The following is a 21269-nucleotide window of genomic DNA, read 5'->3' as shown; positions in this document are numbered from 1 at the left end:
GTACTACTGCACCAGAGATGATGTTGTTTCCGAACATTAAGGAACCAGCAACTGGTTCGCGGATACCATCAATGTCTACAGGAGGAGCTGCTACGAATGCGATGATGTAGCAGATAGTAGCTGTTAAGAGTGTAGGGATCATTAATACACCGAACCAACCGATGTATAAACGATTGTCTGTGCTGGTAATCCAGCTACAGAACTTTTCCCATACGTTAGCGCTTTCACGCTGTTGTAAGGTAGTTGTCATAATTATGATTGCTGTTATGTATGTATGAAATTTTCGAGGTACGGTGGTGCAGGTGTTTTTTTATTTCCCTGCTCCGTTATTAATAATATAGCTAGTTTATTTCGTTTTGTAAAGGTATGTTAAGGATAGTGTTGTTTAACTCAGTTATAAGTTTTGTTTATTAAGCTTTGTATACGTCATATTTATGTTTAGCTGATGGTTATTATGTGACTTTATCCCTAGAAGACAAATCAGTTCCAGCTTTGAGTTGTGAAGTGGAACCTACATTAAAAAATACTCTGGGAATCGATATGGGGCTAAATGAATTCTTAGTAATATCATGTCCGGTAGCATCGGAGCGTGTATAAAATTAAATTAAGGTGAAAAAAGGAGAAAACCTTCTGCCTCCTGCCTCCAGCTCCCGCTGCCTTCCTTCCACCAAAGTCTAATTATTCAACCGGACATGATATAATAAGTGAAGGAGAATCTGTCCCCATACCTTCAATAAACTATAGGTAAACCCCAAAAATACTAGCCAAGATTGCTCAAACTGTGGGGAAAAAGTTGATAAAGAATTAAACATATGAACTCATTCTTGCCCACATTGCGGTGTTATTATTGACTGCGATGTGTTTGCGTTTGCGCAGCATCCCGTAGGGAAGCATGACCTAGGAAACGCGGCGATCAATATAAAAAATAGGGAGGCAGGGCATTCCGTCTTTAAAGCTCGTGGAACCCGATGCAATGGCAGGGCTACGAAACGAGAGAGCTGACACTAAGCTGGCGCTATAGTGTGGGAGTATGTCACATTTGACTAATTAAATTTAACACTTCACCCATGTCTAGAGTTGTTACATATAGTCCTGCTTATACAATAGTTCCTACTTATGAATGCTTTAATCATTGTACTTACTGTAATTTTCGCTCAGATCCAAGCAAAAGTTCATGGCTGAGTCTATCAGAAGCAGAAGCCAAATTACTATCCCTAAAAAATCAAGGTGTAATTGAAATTTTAATTCTGAGTGGTGAAGTACATCCAAACAGCAAAAATAGACCAACTTGGTTAAAATTAATCTATGACTTATGTAAACTAGCTCTATCTTTGGGATTTTTACCTCATACTAATGTTGGGCCACTTAGTAGAGAAGAAATGAAACAGTTAAAACAAGTCAATGTGTCAATGGGATTAATGTTGGAGCAGATGACACCTAAATTATTACAAACAGTTCATAAAAATGCTCCTAGTAAAATACCACATTTACGCTTACAACAATTAGAATTAGCTGGCGAACTAAGAATTCCATTTACTACTGGTTTATTATTAGGAATTGGAGAAACTGTAACTGACTGGAAAGAAACATTAATAGCGATCGCTAATGTTCATAAAAAATGGGGTCATATTCAAGAAGTTATTCTACAACCCTACAGTCCTGGGGAGGAACAAACATGGAATGGTGAAGCTTTCGACATCAATTTGTTGCCAAATGTTGTAGCGATCGCTCGTCGAATTCTGCCCTCAACTATTACGTTACAAATTCCTCCTAATTTAGTTACAAAACCGGAAATATTATTAGCTTGCATAGAAGCTGGTGCAAGTGACTTAGGAGGAATTGGAATCCATGATGAAGTAAACCCTGATTATCCTCATCCCCATTATCAAGCTTTAGCAAAAGTGTTGCGTTTTCGAGGATGGCAGCTAATTAAAAGATTACCTATTTATTCTCAATATGATGCTTGGTTGCCAACAAATTTAGGTAATGTTGTGAGTAAATGGCGGGGTAATAATTAATAATTAATAATTAATAATTAATAATTTAATTTTCATCAATTATTTCTGCCTACTCCCTACTCCCTACTCCCTACTCCCTATATTAATAATTTAATTTTCATCAATTCTTTCTGCCTACTCCCTACTCCCTACTCCCTACTCCCTATATTAATAATTTAATTTTCATCAATTCTTTCTGCCTACTCCCTACTCCCTACTCCCTACTCCCTAGATTAATAATTTAATTTTCATCAATTATTTCTGCCTACTCCCTACTCCCTACTCCCTAGATTAATAATTTAATTTTCATCAATTATTTCTGCCTACTCCCTACTCCCTACTCCCTACTCCCTATTTTGAAAAAGATTTACGCAAAAGTAACTTTCGAGGTTGCCCAAATAGTAAAGAACCGAAAGTCCATTCAACTTCTTGTAATTGATAACCAGCTTTATCGTAAAGTCTTCGAGCAGTATAATTATTTTCTAATACATGAAGGTATAACTCACAAAAACCCCATCCTAATACCTTATGTTCACAATAACTTAACAATTTTTGAGCCACTCCTAATTTTCTATAGTTAACATCAACAGCTAAATTTGATAAGTAAGCATACTCAAAATTATCTAATTGCCAAGAGTTAAGCAAAAGGACATCCATCCCACTTCGCGAACGCACATCAATTTCCACAGTTCCTACCAAATTTTGTTCTCTAGTATTAGATACATCCCAGGTAAACTCAATATTTTCGACAACCATAGCAACAATACATAAATAATGCTCACTTTTTGAACGGATGCGATTGCGTAAATCTTCGTAAATACCTAATCGTAAAAAAGGACGAACATAACCCATAATTCCTTGACAGGAGTAAAAACTATTAGTCAAAATTTCGGTAATACTGTTGATATCCTTTGGTTGAGCAACCCGAATGAAAAAACTAAATTCATTAGACAATTTTTCCTGGGCTTGAGGCTGTAGAAACTTTGATAAAAAAAATAAAGGGTTCACAATAAATTTACTAGCTATGATCTAAATTCTATATAAAAGCCTAATTCTATATAAAAGCCTAGAATAAATGTAGCAGTTGTCTAGAAGTTGTGTAAAAATCTAGGAAAAGGCAAAAGCTTAATTAGGCAATAGGGGTCATTTCAGTTATCAGTTATCAGTTATCAGTTATCAGTTATCAGTACCACTAAAGCCGGAGGCTTGAAATACTGAACTGAATATTTTTTCATCCCCTTAAAAGGCTATCCCTTACCCATAAGTCTTGAAACCCTTGTGGGGAGAAGGGGAGCAGGGAGCAGGGGAGCAGGGAGCAGGGGAGCAGGGAGCAGGGGAGAAAGGAGAAAAAATCGTAGTAGCTAAGTAAAACTACTGAAGTCATCAAAAAAAAATGTATTTTTATATACGTTTTTTATTCCGAAAAAGCCGATCCAAGACTTATGCATAACTCATCTATTTTGTCAAGTTTTATGTTAAGAAAGATGTGGGTAATGGATAGCTTAAAAGGGGAGGCTTTGGACCTCATTTTTTGGTAAATACAGAAAGCGAAAACTTATCTAAAATTTATCAAACTTACTCATAGCTATAGCTATAAAACTAAAATAAGTAAGTTGTTTTCAGTTGTCTATCCATTGAGTAACTATCAGCTACAATTAAAATATGAAGCTAGTTGAACGTCTAAAGCCCAATAATTAAGAGGAATAAAAGTAATAATTACAGAAGAATTTTATACATCTCAATCGAGCTTTTTAGATGGGGATAATTTACCAAAATATGGAGAAAAAAAACCGAAATTGATTGGAAAAAGAGTAACAAGAGGGTTGTATAAAACCAGGAAAAATAAATTATTAAATGCTGACGTTAATCGGTCATTTAAAATAATTAAAAAAGTAATTCCTGATGTCTTTGACCAAGGAATAAAGGGTTTGTCGTTTAACCCTGTAGTGTTTGACCCACTTGCGTTGAACTAAGCTTTCAGGTTTTTGAGTAAGTTTGAGTCAGTTTAGTTGAGCGGTTAAAAGTTTAAAGCTAAAATATCTTATTTTAGGATTTTTGATAAATCAAGTCATTTTTGTAGGCAAAGTGATTTGTAGATGAAAAAATTATATTGAGCAGCCTACTACAGCTTTCGCAGGAGGCAAATGCTGGAGGTGAAAACCATAGCAGTGAACCCCAACAATACTAGCCAAGATTGCTCAAATTGTAGGAAAAAAGTCCCTAAAGAATTAAACATACGAACTCATTGTTGCCCACATTGCTGTGCTATTATTGACCACTATGTGTTTGCGTTTGCGCAGCATCCCGTAGGGAAGCATGACCTAGGAAACGGGGCGATAAATATAAAAAATAGGGCGACAGGGTATTCCGTCCTTAAAGCTTCGTGGAACCTGATGCAATGGCAGGGCTGCGAAACGAGAGAGCTTACACTAAGCTGACGCTATAGTGTGGGAGATGTCACTGTATATAATAATCAGGGCGCTAGTTTATAGTTTGAAAGGCCACTAAGTAGGTAGGCGTGAATAAATTTGACTATTTGACTACTCCCCGCAGCTCTTGCCGAGGGGATTCTAAGTTGATACTACGCAACAGGATAAATCCTTGTTGCTTCGTTTTTTCGAGCGCTGACCAAAGATACACTCTTTGGGGACAATTTCATTGTGCCCCTACACAGTCGGCTTAAGTTTAACCCTAGCCTTCTGCTGACTTTTGTCTAAACATTTGTATATTAAGAAAATAGCATAGGACAACTAAAGTTGTCTAGGTCGCTTTTCGGTAACGCAATTATTGGTGCACCTCATACCCTTGAGATTGCTTTCGGTCCGGAATACTGTGCAAATTTTCCACTCCGTTCCAGTCGCTTCGGACATACTTGTAAATTTTCCCATCTAACTTAACTTAACCTATTAAGTATGTAAAACAAGAAGTAAAAGTCCAAAAAATTAAAAAATTCTGAAATTCAGAAAACTTTAGTTGATTTTATTTTAGGCAACTGTATCTTAAATTGAATATCAACTCCAAGATAGAGACTATTCATTTAATTAAATTTAATTAACTTGATTATGAGTAAATTATTAATAATAACCACTAGACATCTCCAAAAATTCAAAATAAAATCAATTCTTATCAAGAAATTATCAATTATTCCCCTCCCCTCCAGGGAGGGGCGAGGGGTGGGTTGGGAGGGGGAGGGGCGAGGGGTGGGTTCCCTGTTCCCTGTTCCCTGTTCCCTCTTTTCTGGAGATGTCTACTGTGATTGAAGCAACTTTTTTCAGTGAAGCAAGTACCAAAGTTATTTGCTTTTTGGTTAATGATACAAATGTAAATGGACATTTAGCATTAAGTTGTCCAGCATAACGGTGTCCTATCTTTGACATCCTCCCGAGGCTGCACTTGCGTGACAGCGCGGGATTCCTAACCATCGCTGATTAGGTCTTTCTGCTGCCTCTTGCAGAGGAGCTGCGCTAACAATGCACCAGCCTCTAAGGTCGAGCCTCTTTTCGGTCTAAAGGCGCGCTCCACAGACTGACACTGCTAGCCCAGCAGCCAAACTTTAAGTCTAACATACTATTGACAAAACCTCAAAATTGATTGGTTTTCATCCCGACGCTCCCCTTCGGGAGAGCGCGGGTCTTCAACCAACGTTGAGATAAAACTGTAAAACTGTAAATTGCTAAATAATAATCGATTGTTACTGCCTTGAAAGCACGGAGAGCGGTGCATGAGTTCTAGAAAAAAACTTAAACCGAAAATTTTGGTTGTTGATGATGAATCAGACAACCTAGACCTTCTTTACCGTACTTTCCACAAAGACTACAAGGTGTTGCGTGCTCAAAGTGGACTGGAAGCTCTAGAAATTCTAGAAAAATCTGAGGAAGTAGCTGTAATTATTTCAGACCAGCGAATGCCCAGAATGAATGGTACAGAATTCTTGAGTCTAACTGCCAAGCAATACCCCGATACTATTCGGATTCTTTTAACTGGGTTCACTGATGTAGAAGACCTCGTAGAAGCAATTAACTCTGGTAAAGTCTTTAAATATTTAACTAAACCTTGGAATGCAGAAGAACTCAAAGGATTAGTTAAACAGGCAGTTGACACTCACAATGTCCTCAAGTCTCATACTAACGAACTAAGACGCGCTCTCCAACAAGAGTCTCTATTATACGCAGTCACCAATACTATTCGCTCTGCTCCTAATTATCGGCAGATGCTCCAAAGGATAGTGGAAACTATTGGCCAAATGTTTGAGGTGAGTTTAGCTGTTTGTCGTCCTTTTCAAGATGGTAATGGAGAAGACGAATGGTTTGTTTATCAAAATCAAGAATATAATCCTCAACAATCAGCAAATCCTCATCCTACTGAAGTACCAAAAGAAATCTTGAATCATATTATTTGGGAAACTACGGATGTAGAAATTATTTCAGATATCCAAACCGATGAAAGGCTACAGGGAGAAAGTAGAGAACTGCAAAAACGCCGACAAGCTTATCAAGCGGAGAATATCCGTTCTAGTTTAATTGTTCCTCTATTTTCCCGATCGGACTTAATTGCTGTTTTGGCACTGCATCAGTGTGAGGAGCTCCGGAACTGGCAAGACCATGAAGTACAACTCCTAAGTACGGTTGCAGAGCAAGCTGCTCTAGCTCTATCACAAGCTCGTGCTTATGAGCGACTAAGAAGTTTTGCTCAAAGAGAAGCTCTGGTCAATACCATTACAACTGCCATTCGCTCTAGTCTGAATCCCCAAGATATTTTTGCTGCTATCACTCAAGAGTTAGGCAAAGCATTGAAAGTAGATGGTTGTGTTCTCTCCTTGTGGACGGAAGCTGACGAATATGTTCAATGCGTAGGATTATATGATGCTCAAAACGACAGCTCGTCAACTGAAGTAAAATTACCTCAGTCATTTGCTCCCATTCGTAATAATCCTATTTTAATGGAATTGCTAAAAACTAAAAAAACAATAGCAGTTTCCGATCTGAATAGGAATTCAGAATTTAATGAATCTGAACTCCCCTTACGCTCTAATGCTCGCGCTTTGATGGTAGTACCTCTCACTGTTGATGGTAAAATAATTGGTAGTATTTCTCTGCGCCACAATGATAACAGACACCAATGGCAAACTTCTGAAATTGAACTAGCTGAGGCAGTAGCTTCCCAAGCAGCGATCGCCGTCCAACAATCTAGTCTATATCAAACAACCAGGCAACAAGCTGAACGACTAATAGAAGCAGACCGCCTCAAAACAGAATTTTTCCAAAATATCTCCCATGAATTTCGCACACCTCTGACTTTAACGATCGGTTTGTTAGAGGAAGCAGTTAATTCCAAAAGAGATTTACCTCTAGAGCAAGGAGTTATCGCCCTGCGTAATTCTCGTCGTCTCTTGAGATTAGTTAATCAATTATTAGATTTGCAAAGAATTGATGCCGGAAGAATGCAGCCTTCTTTTCAACCCTGTAATATTGTAGCTTTCTGTCGCAACATTGTGGAATCATTTACCCCTTACTGTCAGAAAAAGCAGATTAATTTAGTTACAGAGTTTAGTGAAAATTGCCCATCAGTTTATCTGGATATAGACAGGTTTGATAAGGTTATCTACAATCTGCTATCAAATGCAATGAAGTTTACTCCTGCTGGAGGAACAATTACTATTTCAGTTGAACCAGTTGGGGAAAATTGTCTATTAAAAGTTCAAGATTCTGGAATTGGTATTCGTCAAGAACAAATTCCGTTTTTATTTGAGAGATTTCGACAAGCAGAAGGGTCAGCAAATCGTTCTTATGAAGGAAGTGGTATAGGTTTAGCCTTAGTGAAAGAATTGGTAGAACTTCATAATGGTCAAGTTAATGTAAAATCAGTTTATGGTCAAGGTGCTACTTTTGAAGTTTGGCTACAAACAGGAAATACTCATTTACCAGCAGATCGAGTAGTAGAAAAAACTGCTGAATTTAATGCTTCTAAGTTAGCTGTAGAGTTTGCAGATGTAGAAGCAGAATTAGAAGAAGCTGAGGAATTACAAGCAGTAGACCAAGCAGAAAATATTGCTCAAGTTAATAATAATGATTTAGCAGGAGCTACTATTTTAGTGGTGGATGATAACCCTGATTTGAGAAGCTATGTCTCAAGAATTATGCGGAAATATAATTTTAATGTGTTAACAGCGAGGAATGGAGCTGAGGGATTTGAAATTACACAAACTCATCATCCTCATCTGATTATCACGGATTTAATGATGCCAATTGTATCTGGTATTGATTTAATTAAAATGATTAGAGAAGAAAAAGATTTACGAGGAATTCCAATTATTTTGTTGACAGCAAAAGCAGATGAAGACACTAGAATTGAAGGGGTAGAAAGAGGAGCTGATGCTTATTTATCAAAACCTTTTAATGATAGAGAACTTTTGGCAGAAGTCAATAATTTGTTAGCTTTGAAAGAGACTGAGCGAAAAGTACAAAAGTTGAATTCCTATTTAACAGAGTCAGTACTGAGGCGGTTTTTGCCACCAGAAATGGTGCAACGTGCAGCACAGGGAGACTTGGCTTTAGATTTAAGACCAGAACCAAAATTGGTCACAGTTTTGTTTAGTGATATTGTTGGTTTTACTCAGATGTCGAATCTTTTGCAAGCGCGTAGAATAGCTGAGTTGTTGAATGAATATTTAGCAGAGATGACAAAAGCTATTTTTGCTAATGGTGGTACTGTGGATAAGTTTGTGGGGGATGCTGTGATGGCAATTTATGGTTCACCTGAAGAGTTGACACCAGATGAGCAGGTGCAACGAGCAGTGGCTTCAGCTAGGGCCATGTTAAAAGCTTTGGATAAATTAAATGAGCAGTGGCAAAATCTGGGGTTGATTGGCCAGAATGGGGCATCGCCAGTGAGATTTCGTTGTGGTATTCATCAGGGTAATGCTGTAGTGGGAATGTTTGGTGGTGCAGAGCGGTCTGATTATACAGCTATTGGCCCATCGGTAAATATTGCAGCCAGGCTACAGGAAGCGGCAGAGCCAAGTACAATTTTGGTATCCCAGATTGTTGCTAATTATGTGGATAGTCGAGAGGTGAAAAAGTATGGGTATCTGAAGTTGAAGGGTATAGATGAAGAGGTTTTAGGTTTTGTAGTTAGTCGAGATTCTATAACTTAAGGGTTTGCGCTCAAAAGTCTTTTAGTAGGGGTAGGAGACAGGAGACAGAAGACAGGAGACAGGAGAAATGGGAATGAGCGAGGAGGTAGAAGTAAGAATTGTAAGAGTGATTTTTCTGCCCAACTATGCGCCTAAAACCTACATTCCGCACGACAAAACGTAGCATAAATATATAAGTCAAAAGGCAAAAGTCAAAAGTAAGAAATAAAGAAGTAATATCAAATCCGGTTAAACAGCCATAGAATGGTTAAGTTAGGAGGAGTCAGGAGTCAGGAGTCAGGAGTCAGGAGTCAGGAGTCAGGAGTCAGGAGGAGAAAGAATTACAAAGATAAGCGTAGTTATGACGATTGAAGAATTTTTTTATGTCCAATTAAACGGATTTGATATAAGAATAAAATTATAGTGGTCAATAGGAGTCAATAATTTAGCAAGTATTTATACTTAATATCTAACTGAGAATTTGACTTATGATTTTCTTCTAAAATTCTGTCTCCTGTCTCCTGTCTCCTGACTCCTTCTTATATACTACATTTTGTCGTGCGAAATGTAGGATTAATTTTTTTCTACTGAACTTGTTGCAATTCTAGAAAAGTATGTTATATTAACTAAATAAGTGCGGGTATAGTTTAGTGGTAAAACCTTAGCCTTCCAAGCTAATGATGGGGGTTCGATTCCCCCTACCCGCTTACTGGAAAGATAACCAGTTTTCGGGCTTTCAGCCTTCTTTTAGACAACAAATGGACAAAAAAACTACACAGAATTGAGTATGAAATGAGTATGAAATGACAATAAATTGGCCAGTCAAAAGCCCTTGAATCTTTCAGAAAATTCAAGTTAGTCCAAATATTTAAGTAGAAAATATCAGCGTTCCCAGATTACTGAGTATTTTTCCTTTGAATACTGCTTGACTCTGAATATTTCTGATCAGGAAAGAAGAGCTTAAAATTGGGCAAAAGATTTAATTGTATCATATATACTCGCGGGCAAGATGCCCGCACTACAAACATTTAATGGTTAATATTTCGATTCAATATTTCCAGGACTTACGCATGAACGCTGCTATTGGTAAGGTGTGTTAGCGTCAGCGTAACGCAGGAAATATATGAGATAGGCGGTGCGTTACATTTCATTAACGCACCCTACTGGATTGTTTCATCTAAAGTAGTGCATTAGAATTGTCATTGCGAACGACAGTGAAGCAATCTCTAGTGGATTTCCTATTGCATCATTTAAGATGAAACAATCCACTACAACTCTCAACTCAACCCCGCACAAATAAACGCACTCCAATACACCGGATGCTCAAACGGATGTTCCTTTTTACACGCTGCTTTTAGATGCTTATTCTTCGTCTGATAAATACGCTGATAAATATTGCTAAGTTTCGCCCGCTCCTCCTCTAACTCCTGATACTCCGCCGCATCGGCATAACTATTACGTCTGACTTCTATTTCCTGAAGTTGCTTGTATGCCGCCTCCAACTTCTCTTCTAACACCTCCTCTAATTCCTTTTTATACTTCTTCTTTAACTCCTTCCCTGTCAACTCCCGTAACTGTCGTTGTCCTAGTTGCAATGCTTCCGAGCGATTTTTTCCCTCTTTGCGCAACTGGTGATAAAAAATCGAAAACAAACAAGTTCCTAGATCGTCCACTGACCACAAACTGCTAATTACACCCCTGGCACCCGCACACAAAAATCCTGTATTTAATGTCAATACATCATCCGACATTTGCACTTGACCAAAGTTGGTCTCACAACAGTCGATGAATACCTCGTCTAAGTCAGGGAAACGGAAAGCAGGAGATAATAGTTGCCCCAAGGTAATTCTGCCATCGGCTAAAAGTAATGCTGATTCCATACAGTTGTCTATGCGAGATTGGGCGTGATGGGTTGACAATAACCGTTTTACCTGAGACAACAATAGTTTGTATTGGCCAACAGTTGCAGCTTCACCTCGGAGGCGTTGGTTGTCTGGCACTCCATACATTTTTGCTATATGTTGCGCTTCATAGCTGGAACAAGGTAAGTCGTTGCGGGTGTCTTCTACGATGCCATAATCTACTTCTGCTGCTGTGACTTCTGGACGTTGGGTACAAAAATCTAGAATTTGGCAACTGGCAAGGGTGCGGATACGGAAATAGTCACCTAGATATTTCTTGTCTCCCGACTCTGTTACTGGCATTGCGCTCCAGGGGAGAAAGTGTAAGTATAGATGGGGAATTAATATCAATTCTTCTATGTCTTTGAGGTAAAACTTGCACAAGTCGCCCAATCTCAATTTACTGGCAACTTCCTGCAAAAATTCCGGTATTTGTTGTTGCCATTCCTCGCGGGATGAGAGGTAAGAATTAAACCAACTGTCGATAATCCAATTTTGCAGTTTTTCAATCCTCAACTCACTGTAGATATGAACTTTAACCCCATTTTGTCGCACTACAAATAGATAGGTATTGTCGTTGGTGCTATAAAAACTCAATATCGCTGTAGTCGGTTGGTGTATCAATGCTTGGATTTTTGGAAATTCTAGTGGGGTAACTTGCATCCCCTCTGCTAATACTCGGTCTAAACTACGGATTTTTTTATAGACTTCCTGCTTTTGAGCTTCTAATTCCGCAATGCTGTCGTTTCTAGCTTTCATGGCAGCTCGCCCCCTGGTTGCTGCTGCTAATTCTTTTCTTTCTGTGTGACTGTCTCCTTGTTGTTGTGACCAAAGTTGATTAATTTGCTGTTGAATAGCGTCGTGTTTTTCTAACCATTCTTGAACTTCGGCAGGTATTTCACCTTGGGAGTAGAGGTCGTTACTTGCCATCAAATCTACTAACCGTCTGGAGCGAGACCGTTCTACATATTCTAAGGCTTTTTCTATTTGATTAGTACTCACGCAAGCTTGTACTATATTGTCGTAGACTACAATTGCATCTTCCAGGATTTCTTGGCGGCGATCGTCGTCTGTTGACCAACTGCGACTGAGTTCGACTGCAGTTATGGCTTGTTCGTAGGCAGCAATAGCAGGTCGCCAGTTGCCTTCCTTGAAGTGGAGGTTGCCTAAGTTGTTGGTAGTTTGGAGATAGTCAATGGGGTTTCCTTCTAAAGTACGAACTTCCAAAGCCAGATGAAATGCAGCAATAGCTTTTTCCAGATTCTCTGCTTTGTCTCCTCTGATTCTGTCACGGTAGACAGTGGCTATATTGTTTTGAGTCATTGCCCAATCCATGGGGAAGTCTTGTTTGGTGCGAACTTCCAAAGCCAGATGATATACAGCAATAGCTTTTTCCAGATTCTCTGCTTTGTCTCCTCTGATTCTGTTACCGTAGGCAATGGCTAGATTGTTTTGAGTACTTGCCCAATCCATGGGGAAGTCTTGTTTGGTGCGAACTTCCAAAGCCAGATGATATGCAGCAATAGCTTTTTCCAGATTCTCTGCGTTGTCTCCTCTGATTCTGTTACCGTAGGCAATGGCTAGATTATTTTGAGTCCTTGCCCAATCCATGGGGAAGTCTTGTTTGGTAAGAACTTCCAAAGCCAGATGAAATGCAGCAATAGCTTTTTCCAGATTCTCTGCTTTGTCTCCTCTGATTCTGTTACCGTAGGCATTGGCTAGATTGTTTTGAGTACTTGCCCAATCCATGGGGAAGTCTTGTTTGGTGCTAACTTCCAAAGCCAGATGATATACAGCAATAGCACTTTCGATATTCTCAGCTTTGTCTCCTCTGATTCTGTCACGGTAGACAGTGGCTATATTGTTTTGAATAGCAGCCCAATTGATGGGGAAGTCTTTTTTGGTGTAAACTGACAAAGCCAGATGATATGCAGCAATAGCATTTTCTATATTTTGTGCTTTGTCTCCTCTGATTCTGTCACCGTAGGCAATGGCTAGATTGTTTTGAGTACTTGCCCAATGTTTGCAGTTACTCTCGCGGGTAAAGACTTTTAGCACCGTTTCGTAACTAGCGATTGCGATTTCCATGTTATGTGCTTTGTTGCCGAGGGGGAATTTGTTAAGACAGTTCGTGAACTTCCAAATAGCATCGGCAATCAGCTCTGCTGTCTCTGTTTCTACTTCTGAGAGTTTAGCTGTTGCCAAGTTTCGTAATATATCGGCAAGGTTATCGTCGAGTTTCTCTAGGTTTGCTTGTAGGAGTGGGTAGATAACTTTGGGGTCACCGTTGCTGCAGAGGGTTGCTAGGAGTGCCTCCCTCAAGAAATTAAAATAATCTTTCGACAAGTAATTATTTGAGGGAAAGGGTTTTGAGATTTCCAGCAGTTGTGCAAGCTTGCTCCTAAGATGGCGTAAAAAACTAGCAGTTTCTTGAGCATTTTGGTCATCCTGTTCTGCGAATAGTTCATAAAGTTCTATTACTTGGAGTAATCCTTCATCTACTAACTCGCGGTTAGCTTCGAGGATTTTAACTACCTCGTTGGGGTGGGTTAGCAGTTGTTGGATGAGGTTGATGTATGCTTCTATGCGTTGTTCGTCCATTGTTAGTTATTGGTCTTTTCAGTTATCAGTTGGTTTATCCTTGGAAAGGGGGGAACTGGAGAGAAGCGATCGCTAATTTCTATCTCACATTATCCGTGCATCTGTGGCCAAATCCTTGTCTTGCCTCTTCTTGCTCAAGAGCGATCGCCCTTTTCAGTTATCAGTTATCAGCAGTTTCAGCGATTATCCGTGCATCTGTGGCCAAATCCTTGTCTAGCTTCTTCTTGCCCTTGAGCGATCGCCCCAATAGCCAAAAGTGTCTTATCCACCCCACCACTACTGAGAAATAGAAATCACCCGAATTTCAGTTATTCGGTGCATAGGTTTACTTGGTTTTTCAGTAGTTATTAACTCATCAGCACCCACAGAAATTGCTGCCGCTACATGAAGAGCATCCATTGCCCCCAACCCAAAATCAGAAGCTAACTGTTGTGCAGATTCAACAATCTTTTCCAGTTCATTTGCCCAAATACTACAACCAGCAAAAAAAGTTTCATAAAAATCAACTTCAGCCAGTTGTTTATGATATCTAGCTTTCGGCAACACCTCTAACTTCACAAATAAGCTAGTCGCATATTCTCGTTGGGGATCGTCATTTCAGTTATCAGTTATCAGTTATCAGCAGTTTCGGCGATCGCTAATTTCGGCCTCAACTTCATCCCAAGTTAGTAACTTAGGTTGTTTAGCAAGTGCTTGAGAACGAATTTGCCATAATTTTTTACCCATTTCTGTTTTAGGTTGATAAATATTTTCCCGATCTATATCCAGATTTTGTCTATAAAATTGTTCAACTAAATCTAATACTTCCTGCTGTTTTTCCACAGGTAAACTGCGCCATTTATCTAACAAAACTTGTTCTTTATTCATTTTTTTTAGTTATTAGTTATCAGTAATTTGGGCGATCGCCTGGTTTATCCCCCCTAACCCCCCTTTGAAAGGGGGCAACTGGAGAGGTACAGTCATAACCACCCCTTTCCAGTCAAATGCCGAATATCCTCCTGTAATTCAGGAACATCATAATGGATGCAAATGCCACGGTTAGCAATTAACCGTTGAAAACTAACCTGCGAGATATTCAACAATTCTGCTGCTTTTCCCAAACTAATCTTTTCCTGCTGAAAAAGCAATAAAACAATTTCTAACAAAAGTTCATCTTCAGACATTCCACTCGCTTTTTTCAGTTATCAGTTATCAGTAATTGTAACATTAATTTTCATTATTATTCCCAGTCAAATTATCTCCTTCTGTTAAACTTTCTTTAGCTTTTCTAAATTCAAGAATTTTTTGATACAAGCTTTCGTGGGTTTCATCTTCAAATAGCTTTTCTTTGAACTCAAGATAATCTCCTGCCCCTAAATTACAAGCGGCAACAAATTGGAAAAATTTTAAGGGTTCTAAATGATCTTTAAGAATTAAAAGTGCTTCTTGAATCACTTCTTTTTCCTTAGTTGTTCTGGTTGTCATAACATACCTCAGTGATAAAATAAAGGAGAGAGGCGATCGCTAATTTATATCTCACATTATCCGTGTATCTGTGGCCAAATCCTTGTCTAGCCTCTTCTTGCTCTTGAGCGATCGCCCTTTTCAGTTATCAGTAATTTTCAAATTGTAGAACCTTCAAATCTGCTAACTTCACCCTCGTACTCAGTTGCAAAATTTCCACTCCTACAACCTTACCCTCACTATTAAAATCCAAAATAACTCCAGGTTGTACCTCCTCCGACTCAATAATTTGAGATTCATCAAGGCGAAAATATAAAGCATCACTTTCCTTATCAATTTTTAATTTCATAATTACCTCTTAATTCTGCGGTCAAATTCTCTTTCACTCTGGCGATCGCCCTGAATAAATTCCTCAAACAAATCAAAAAAACGCTCCAAAGCATCCCGTTCATCTTCAGAATAAAACAAAATAATATTCGCCCATGATTTCGAGGTATCAACCTTAAATTTTGCTTGAATCCATTCTTGAAAACCATCAAAACAGTAGGGCGTATTTAGAGGTTGGCCAGACTCATATTGAGCCACATTATAGCCGGATAAAAATGCTTGTAAACACATAATAGACGGCCTACCCAAATAAACATTTGGCTTATGTTTAATTTTTTGGAGAATATCGTAAACCCTATCCATTTTTACCTCTTATTAATTAATTGACTATAGAAAGATTAAAAACTTATTTCTGTGACTAGAAACTCTCCACCAAAGTCCTCAACTAGAGGACCGCCAAAACTATTTAACCAATCATCTAAAGGAATTCCTTCTGAATAAATATTATCAAAAACTATATTAGTAGAACCCAATTCTGTTTGAGTTGTAATAACTATCCCTTGATGAAAACCATTAGTAGCTATGGGGCGATCGCTTCCTTTAGGATTAGTAATAATAGAAAACGGCAATCTGTTAGTTTCAGTGCTAATTTTTATTAGTTTAGCATTAATCCCCTCTGCCTTCAAATAATCTTGAATTTCTACAGAACAGGGAACACATTGAAAATTACTATATTTTCTAGCAATTTCTATAACTTTATTAACTTGCTCGTTGGTCATAGTTTATCAGACAGCTATTACAATTAAACGTTCTTTTACTGCCATTAATCCCTAATTTTTCGTTGATATTCCAAAGGGTCAATACTCAGTTTCATTATCCCTGCATACTTACTCAAATCTACATTTTCTTTTGCTTCTGATGACTGAGAAGCTGCTAACAACTTTTCTATTTCTTGCCAGTCTTGATATTCAATTAAAACTGCCACAGGGCGCATAGCTTCATCAGTAACTATTTTCTTCTTAAAATTCCGCATAATTTTCTACAATTGATTACTAAATATATAGAACCCCTAAGCGCATCTCTAAAAATTTAGGTGTACGCTCCTATTACTTAACTTAAGCATATATCTTTTCGGAGAAAGATATTTCCAATCATCAAAAATAAAATCAATTATTGTAGAGCGTGTCATCAATTCTTCCCCTCCACCGGAGGGGGAGGGGCGAGGGGTGGGTTCCCTACTCCCTACTCCCTACTCCCTACTCCCTCTTTTCTGGAGAGAGCTAAAAGATACGATCGGGGGTTCTATACAATAATGTCATTACTAGGAGGCTGAAAAAATAATTATTTAAGTTATTAGCCCAAAATATCTAACTTCTTAAAAGAAAATTGTCAAATGTTTTTCTATCTGTCATAGCAGGTTGAGCGCCTGATTTTGTAACACATAAAGCACCAGCAGCAGCACCCCATTTCACAGCATCTTTTAATGACAAACCTGTATCCAATGCTGCTGCTAAACCACCATTAAAAGCATCACCCGCAGCCACAGTATCGATCGCTTCTACTACAAAAGCAGGTTGAAAAAACGTTTCCTCTTCAGTTGCACAAACAACACCCCGATCGCCTATTTTCACCACAGCATTTTTTACACCACGCCGACATAATTCAATAGCTGCCTGAGTAGCAGTTTCTTGATTATTTACTGCAAACCCAACCAGTTGACTTGCTTCAATTTCATTAGGAGTAATAATATCAATCAAACCATAAAAATCATTAGGAAAATTTACTGGCATTGGTGCTGGATCGAGAATAACCTTCACTCCCATTTCTTGAGCTACTTTTGCTGCACTCATAGCAAATTCTAGGGGAATTTCTAATTGTAAAAGTAAAACTGTGACATCCAATAGCAAATTTCTCAGGCGTTCCACATCTATATTATTAATACTATGGTTAGCACCAGGAACAACAATAATGCTATTTTCCCCATTAGCATCCACAGCAATAACTGCCACCCCAGTATGAATATTCTCATCAACTACCACACCTATTGTGTCAACATTAGCAGTTTGCAAACTTGCCAAAAGTTGTTGCCCAAAACTATCATTTCCTACCCGCCCCACTATTGTTGTGGGAATGCCAAGACGAGCAGCAGCAACAGCTTGATTTGCTCCTTTACCACCACCTGCGGTAAAAAAGTTATTGCCATTAATAGTTTCTCCTGGAGTCGGTAAGCGAGGAGTAGTTGTAATTAAATCAATGTTAATGCTGCCAAAAATAATTATACTCATATTTAAAGCAATTTTAAAATTGAGCTTGGTTAGACATGGATTTCATGTATCTGTGAGCGTAGCCTATCTAAAATAGCATATTATATCATATAATCAACAGGACTTACGCACAGGCACTATTTATAGAGTATAAAGACTATTGGACAATAGTTTCGAGCGCTATATATAGCGTATCTGCGTAAGTCCTAATCAAGTTAAGTTATGAGATTGTGTCAGGTCAAAAGACTGGTTTCCCTCATAGGGAGTAGGGAGTAGGGAGTAGGGAGAAATAATTGATGAATAAGAGTGCAATAATTGATTTGATTTTTGATTGTTGAAGATATCTATCACGCATAGGGAGTAGGGAGTAGGGAGTAGGGAGTAGGTTGAATTTTTTATATTATTTCTCCTCACATCTACCCTCTTACCGAATCATTAATAATTAATAATTAAATAATTCTGGTTTAAAACCTCCCCTTTTAAGGGGAAAAAAGCGGTCGAGAGATGGCATTTTGCTCCGCAACATATAAAGCGGAGCGGCTCTGTCAAGAGCTGGTCCCCTCGCCATATCCAATCGACCAAGAGAAGAAATAATATTTCCTTATATTCAATCCTCTCGGTTTTAACAAGAGGTAATTATCCATTATCAATTATCAATTAATGAACTCCTGTCTCCTGTCTCCTGTCTCCTGATATCGTGTCCGGTAGCATCGTTTGTGTATAAAATCAAGGTTACAATAGGAAAAAACCTTCTGCCTCCTGCCTCCTGCCTTCTGCCTTCCTTCCACCAAAGTCTAATTATTCAACCGGACATGTATGACTCCTAGCTCAAAAAACGCACATATTTATAAAGATACGGTTAGGGGTTCTATACACGCTCCGATGCTACCGAATACCGGACATGATACCGGACATGATATAAGTTTTTTGATTAGCTCCTGGCAATGACAAACGTAGACTTTTTTTTAAGATTATTTTTATAAATTATATCAAATCCGGTTAATTGCACATAAAAAAAATCCCCAATCGTCATAAGTAGGCCCATCTTTGTAATTCTCTCTCCTCCTGACTCCTGACTCCTGACTTCCCCTCCACCGGAGGGGTTAGGGGTGGGTTGACTCCTCCTGAGTTAACCATTCTATAACTGTTTAACCGGACTTGATATTATCTCTGAAATTAATTTTCTGACAGAATGCTCCACAACCGCGATCGCTCGTAATGACAGAAATAATAGTTGATTTTGTACAATTCTTACCTTTGAAATTGAGGAAGTTTTTTTGAATTCGTCGCAGCGGTAAAAAATATTTAGTATTAAAAATTACATAAACTTCCTATGGCCACCTTCAATTCATAAGACAAGTTAAAGATAGCAAGAACATCTAAGATATCCCCCTAATAATAAAAAAGAAACAAATAGTAGAAAACTCATAATTATAGCTAGCTAACTCAGGCCCATTATTTTAGGTAGGGCTCCTCAGTAAGAAAATCAAACTTTAAGTAGACAAGGAGAATTTATGAGAATAGCAGTAGCTAAGGAAACTCTGGTCAATGAATCCCGTGTGGCCTTAGTTCCCGATGTGATAGCACGATTAGTCAAACAAGGGTTAGAAATCCAGGTAGAAGCAGGTGCGGGAGAAAAGTCTTTCTTCTTTGATGGAGCTTACGAACAAGCTGGAGCAAAAATAATTTCTGATAGTGACGCCCTGTGGCGTGAAACAGATGTACTTCTAAAAATTGGGGTACTACAGGAATCAGAAATTGATAAATTACCAGAGGGTACTGTTTTAATTAGTTTCCTCGATCCTTTAGGCAATCCTGCTATTGTGCAACGTTTAGCAGAACGGAAAATAACTGCATTCAGTATGGAGTTGATTCCTCGTACCAGTAGGGCGCAAGTTATGGATGCTTTGTCTTCCCAAGCTAATATTGGTGGATATAAAGCAGTTTTGTTGGCTTCTGCTGCTTTACCCAAGTTTTTCCCAATGTTAACTACAGCAGCAGGTACAATTAAACCTGCCAAAGTATTAGTAATGGGTGCGGGGGTTGCAGGTTTACAGGCGATCGCTACTGCTCGTCGTCTAGGTGCGGTAGTAGAAGCATTTGATATTCGTCCAGAAGTTAAAGAGCAAGTGCAAAGTTTGGGAGCAAAGTTTGTAGACGTAACTCTCAAAGAAGATACTGTTGCTGAGGGTGGTTATGCCAAAGAACTTTCTGAGCAAGCTAAACAACACACTCGCGAAGTTCTCACCCAGCACGTTGCTGCTTCAGATATTGTAATTACTACTGCTCAAGTTCCTGGTAAAAAGGCACCATTGCTAGTAACGAAAGAAATGGTAGACCAAATGAAACCAGGTGCAGTCATAGTTGATATGGCAGCATCACAGGGTGGAAACTGTGAATGTACTGAAGCAGGCAAAGATGTACAGTGGAATGGTGTGACTATTATCGGCCCTGTCAACTTACCAGCAACTATGCCAGTTCACGCTAGTGAGTTGTATGCCAAAAATATATCCGCTTTACTCAAATTGATGATTAAAGATGGAGAGCTAAATCTTGATTTTGAGGATGATATCATTGCTGGTGCTTGTGTTGCCCATGGTGGTGAAATTCGCAATCAAAGAGTCAAAAATGCTTTAGGTGTTGCTGTTAGTTAGCAGTCAGCACTCAGCAGTCAGCATTCAGCAAGAGTTTTTTCTTGTTGAGAAGGAATTGAAAATCTTGCTAATGCCCTATAAAAGTCAAAAATTAACTCTGAAAAGACTATGAGTGAAACATTAATTGCAGCTTTATTTGTATTTGTCTTGGCATCATTTGCCGGATTTGAAGTAATTAATAAAGTGCCTCCAACTCTGCATACACCCCTGATGTCTGGAGCAAATGCTATTTCAGGGATTGCTGTTTTGGGCGCACTAATTATCGCTGGTGACAAAGATTGGAATGTCACTGTGATTTTAGGTTTAATTGCTGTCGTTTTTGCCACCATTAACGTAGTTGGTGGATTTTTGGTTACAGACCGGATGTTGCAAATGTTCAAGAAGAAGGAGGCTGCATAATGAGCGATTTTATACCTACCGGAATTCAATTAAGCTACCTAGTAGCGGTATCCTTGTTTTTCGTGGGGCTGAAAAAGTTGGGTTCTCCAGCAACAGCTCGTAATGGTAATTTGTTGGCATCAGTGGGAATGTTGATTGCTATTGTAGCAACCCTGCTAGAAAAAGAAGTAATCAACTATGAAATGATTTTGGTAGCAATTGTTGTCGGTTCAATTATTGGAGCGATCGGTGCTTACAAAGTAGAAATGACTGATATGCCTCAAATGGTTGGTTTATTCAACGGTTTGGGTGGTGCTGCTTCTGCAATGGTAGCAGTAGGTGAGTTTTGGCGGTATTTGGCTGTTGCTCAGTCACCTCCATTGCCTACTACTATTACAGCATTATTGGGCGTATTAATTGGTGGTGTAACTTTTACAGGTTCTGTAATTGCTTTTGCTAAACTACAGGGAATTATGAGTGGTTCTCCGATCACTTTCCCATTACAACAACCTGTTAATGCTCTCCTATTTGGTGGGTTTATTGTTGGTAGTGTTTATCTATGTGTCACACCA

The 21269-nt window shown here is 38.7% G+C and carries 18 protein-coding genes, 1 tRNA gene and 3 pseudogenes; 10 read left to right on the top strand and 12 right to left on the bottom strand.

The window, feature by feature from the left end; all coding sequences use genetic code 11:
- Positions 1 to 250: pseudogene (locus F6K54_RS19365) on the bottom strand (photosystem II q(b) protein); the annotation flags it as partial.
- A 167-nt stretch (positions 251 to 417) separates the two neighbouring features.
- Between F6K54_RS19365 and F6K54_RS19360 the strand changes: the two are divergent.
- The 3 genes and pseudogenes from F6K54_RS19360 (at position 418) to cofG (ending at position 2018) form a co-directional block, all read left to right on the top strand.
- Positions 418 to 597, top strand: a complete 180-nt coding sequence (locus F6K54_RS19360; protein ID WP_366558170.1) for a hypothetical protein — start codon at positions 418 to 420, stop codon at positions 595 to 597.
- 147 nt (positions 598 to 744) lie between these two features.
- A pseudogene (locus tag F6K54_RS19355) lies at positions 745 to 1002 on the top strand (zinc ribbon domain-containing protein); the annotation flags it as partial.
- A gap of 65 nt (positions 1003 to 1067) precedes the next feature.
- On the top strand, positions 1068 to 2018 hold the full coding sequence (cofG, locus tag F6K54_RS19350; protein ID WP_293080622.1) for a 7,8-didemethyl-8-hydroxy-5-deazariboflavin synthase subunit CofG: 951 nt from the start codon (positions 1068 to 1070) through the stop codon (positions 2016 to 2018).
- Between the two features lie 330 nt (positions 2019 to 2348).
- Here the strand turns inward: cofG and F6K54_RS19345 are convergent, their stop codons facing one another.
- Positions 2349 to 3005 carry a GNAT family N-acetyltransferase gene (locus tag F6K54_RS19345; RefSeq protein ID WP_293080619.1) on the bottom strand — a complete coding sequence of 219 codons (657 nt, stop codon included), beginning with the start codon at positions 3003 to 3005 and terminating at the stop codon, positions 2349 to 2351.
- Between the two features lie 1136 nt (positions 3006 to 4141).
- On the opposite strand from F6K54_RS19345, the gene F6K54_RS19340 reads away from it, so the two are divergent.
- The 3 genes from F6K54_RS19340 (at position 4142) to F6K54_RS19330 (ending at position 9836) form a co-directional block, all read left to right on the top strand.
- Entirely contained in the window at positions 4142 to 4435 is a 294-nt protein-coding gene (locus F6K54_RS19340) for a zinc ribbon domain-containing protein (RefSeq protein WP_293080616.1), read from the top strand.
- Positions 4436 to 5718: 1283 nt separating this feature from the next.
- The gene (locus tag F6K54_RS19335) at positions 5719 to 9150 is read left to right on the top strand and encodes a response regulator (protein ID WP_293080613.1); all 3432 of its coding nucleotides are present in this window, start codon (positions 5719 to 5721) and stop codon (positions 9148 to 9150) included.
- Between the two features lie 615 nt (positions 9151 to 9765).
- Positions 9766 to 9836 (top strand) — tRNA-Gly (locus tag F6K54_RS19330).
- A gap of 570 nt (positions 9837 to 10406) precedes the next feature.
- On the opposite strand, the gene F6K54_RS19325 is transcribed toward F6K54_RS19330, so the two are convergent.
- On the bottom strand, positions 10407 to 13631 hold the full coding sequence (locus F6K54_RS19325) for a CHAT domain-containing protein (RefSeq protein ID WP_293080610.1): 3225 nt from the start codon (positions 13629 to 13631) through the stop codon (positions 10407 to 10409).
- Here F6K54_RS19325 and F6K54_RS19320 point away from each other — a divergent pair.
- Positions 13607 to 13921, top strand: a complete 315-nt coding sequence (locus F6K54_RS19320) for a hypothetical protein (RefSeq protein ID WP_293080607.1) — start codon at positions 13607 to 13609, stop codon at positions 13919 to 13921. The two genes, F6K54_RS19325 and F6K54_RS19320, sit on opposite strands and share 25 nt — an antisense overlap.
- Here F6K54_RS19320 and F6K54_RS19315 read toward each other — a convergent pair.
- The 9 genes and pseudogenes from F6K54_RS19315 to rbsK all read right to left on the bottom strand — a co-directional run.
- A pseudogene (locus tag F6K54_RS19315) lies at positions 13908 to 14195 on the bottom strand (nucleic acid-binding protein); the annotation flags it as partial. The gene F6K54_RS19320 and the pseudogene F6K54_RS19315 overlap by 14 nt on opposite strands.
- A 54-nt stretch (positions 14196 to 14249) precedes the next feature.
- Entirely contained in the window at positions 14250 to 14498 is a 249-nt protein-coding gene (locus F6K54_RS19310; RefSeq protein ID WP_293080605.1) for a hypothetical protein, read from the bottom strand.
- 92 nt (positions 14499 to 14590) lie between these two features.
- Positions 14591 to 14794, bottom strand: coding sequence for a UPF0175 family protein (locus F6K54_RS19305; RefSeq protein ID WP_293080602.1), 204 nt, complete (start codon positions 14792 to 14794; stop codon positions 14591 to 14593).
- Between the two features lie 43 nt (positions 14795 to 14837).
- Positions 14838 to 15095 carry a hypothetical protein gene (locus tag F6K54_RS19300; RefSeq protein ID WP_293080599.1) on the bottom strand — a complete coding sequence of 86 codons (258 nt, stop codon included), beginning with the start codon at positions 15093 to 15095 and terminating at the stop codon, positions 14838 to 14840.
- Between the two features lie 127 nt (positions 15096 to 15222).
- Positions 15223 to 15423, bottom strand: a complete 201-nt coding sequence (locus F6K54_RS19295; protein ID WP_293080597.1) for a DUF2283 domain-containing protein — start codon at positions 15421 to 15423, stop codon at positions 15223 to 15225.
- A gap of 2 nt (positions 15424 to 15425) precedes the next feature.
- Entirely contained in the window at positions 15426 to 15764 is a 339-nt protein-coding gene (locus tag F6K54_RS19290; RefSeq protein ID WP_293080594.1) for a hypothetical protein, read from the bottom strand.
- Positions 15765 to 15799: 35 nt separating this feature from the next.
- A complete protein-coding gene (locus F6K54_RS19285) occupies positions 15800 to 16180 on the bottom strand; it encodes a papain fold toxin domain-containing protein (protein WP_293080591.1) in 381 nt (126 codons plus the stop codon).
- A gap of 44 nt (positions 16181 to 16224) precedes the next feature.
- Positions 16225 to 16434, bottom strand: a complete 210-nt coding sequence (locus F6K54_RS19280) for a hypothetical protein (protein ID WP_293080588.1) — start codon at positions 16432 to 16434, stop codon at positions 16225 to 16227.
- Positions 16435 to 16768: 334 nt separating this feature from the next.
- A complete protein-coding gene (gene rbsK / locus F6K54_RS19275) occupies positions 16769 to 17686 on the bottom strand; it encodes a ribokinase (RefSeq protein ID WP_293080585.1) in 918 nt (305 codons plus the stop codon).
- Between the two features lie 1493 nt (positions 17687 to 19179).
- On the opposite strand from rbsK, the gene F6K54_RS19270 reads away from it, so the two are divergent.
- The 3 genes from F6K54_RS19270 to F6K54_RS19260 form a co-directional block, all read left to right on the top strand.
- Positions 19180 to 20319, top strand: a complete 1140-nt coding sequence (locus F6K54_RS19270; RefSeq protein WP_293080582.1) for a Re/Si-specific NAD(P)(+) transhydrogenase subunit alpha — start codon at positions 19180 to 19182, stop codon at positions 20317 to 20319.
- Between the two features lie 108 nt (positions 20320 to 20427).
- On the top strand, positions 20428 to 20718 hold the full coding sequence (locus tag F6K54_RS19265; protein ID WP_094678584.1) for an NAD(P) transhydrogenase subunit alpha: 291 nt from the start codon (positions 20428 to 20430) through the stop codon (positions 20716 to 20718).
- A partial coding sequence (locus F6K54_RS19260) for an NAD(P)(+) transhydrogenase (Re/Si-specific) subunit beta (RefSeq protein ID WP_293080579.1) occupies positions 20718 to 21269 on the top strand: 552 nt, incomplete at its 3' end. The genes F6K54_RS19265 and F6K54_RS19260, both read left to right, overlap by 1 nt.

Source organism: Okeania sp. SIO3B5 (assembly GCF_010692555.1).
GTDB lineage: Bacteria > Cyanobacteriota > Cyanobacteriia > Cyanobacteriales > Microcoleaceae > Okeania.
Note: the sequence above shows the minus strand (reverse complement) of the source record. Positions and strands in the feature narration are given on the sequence as shown.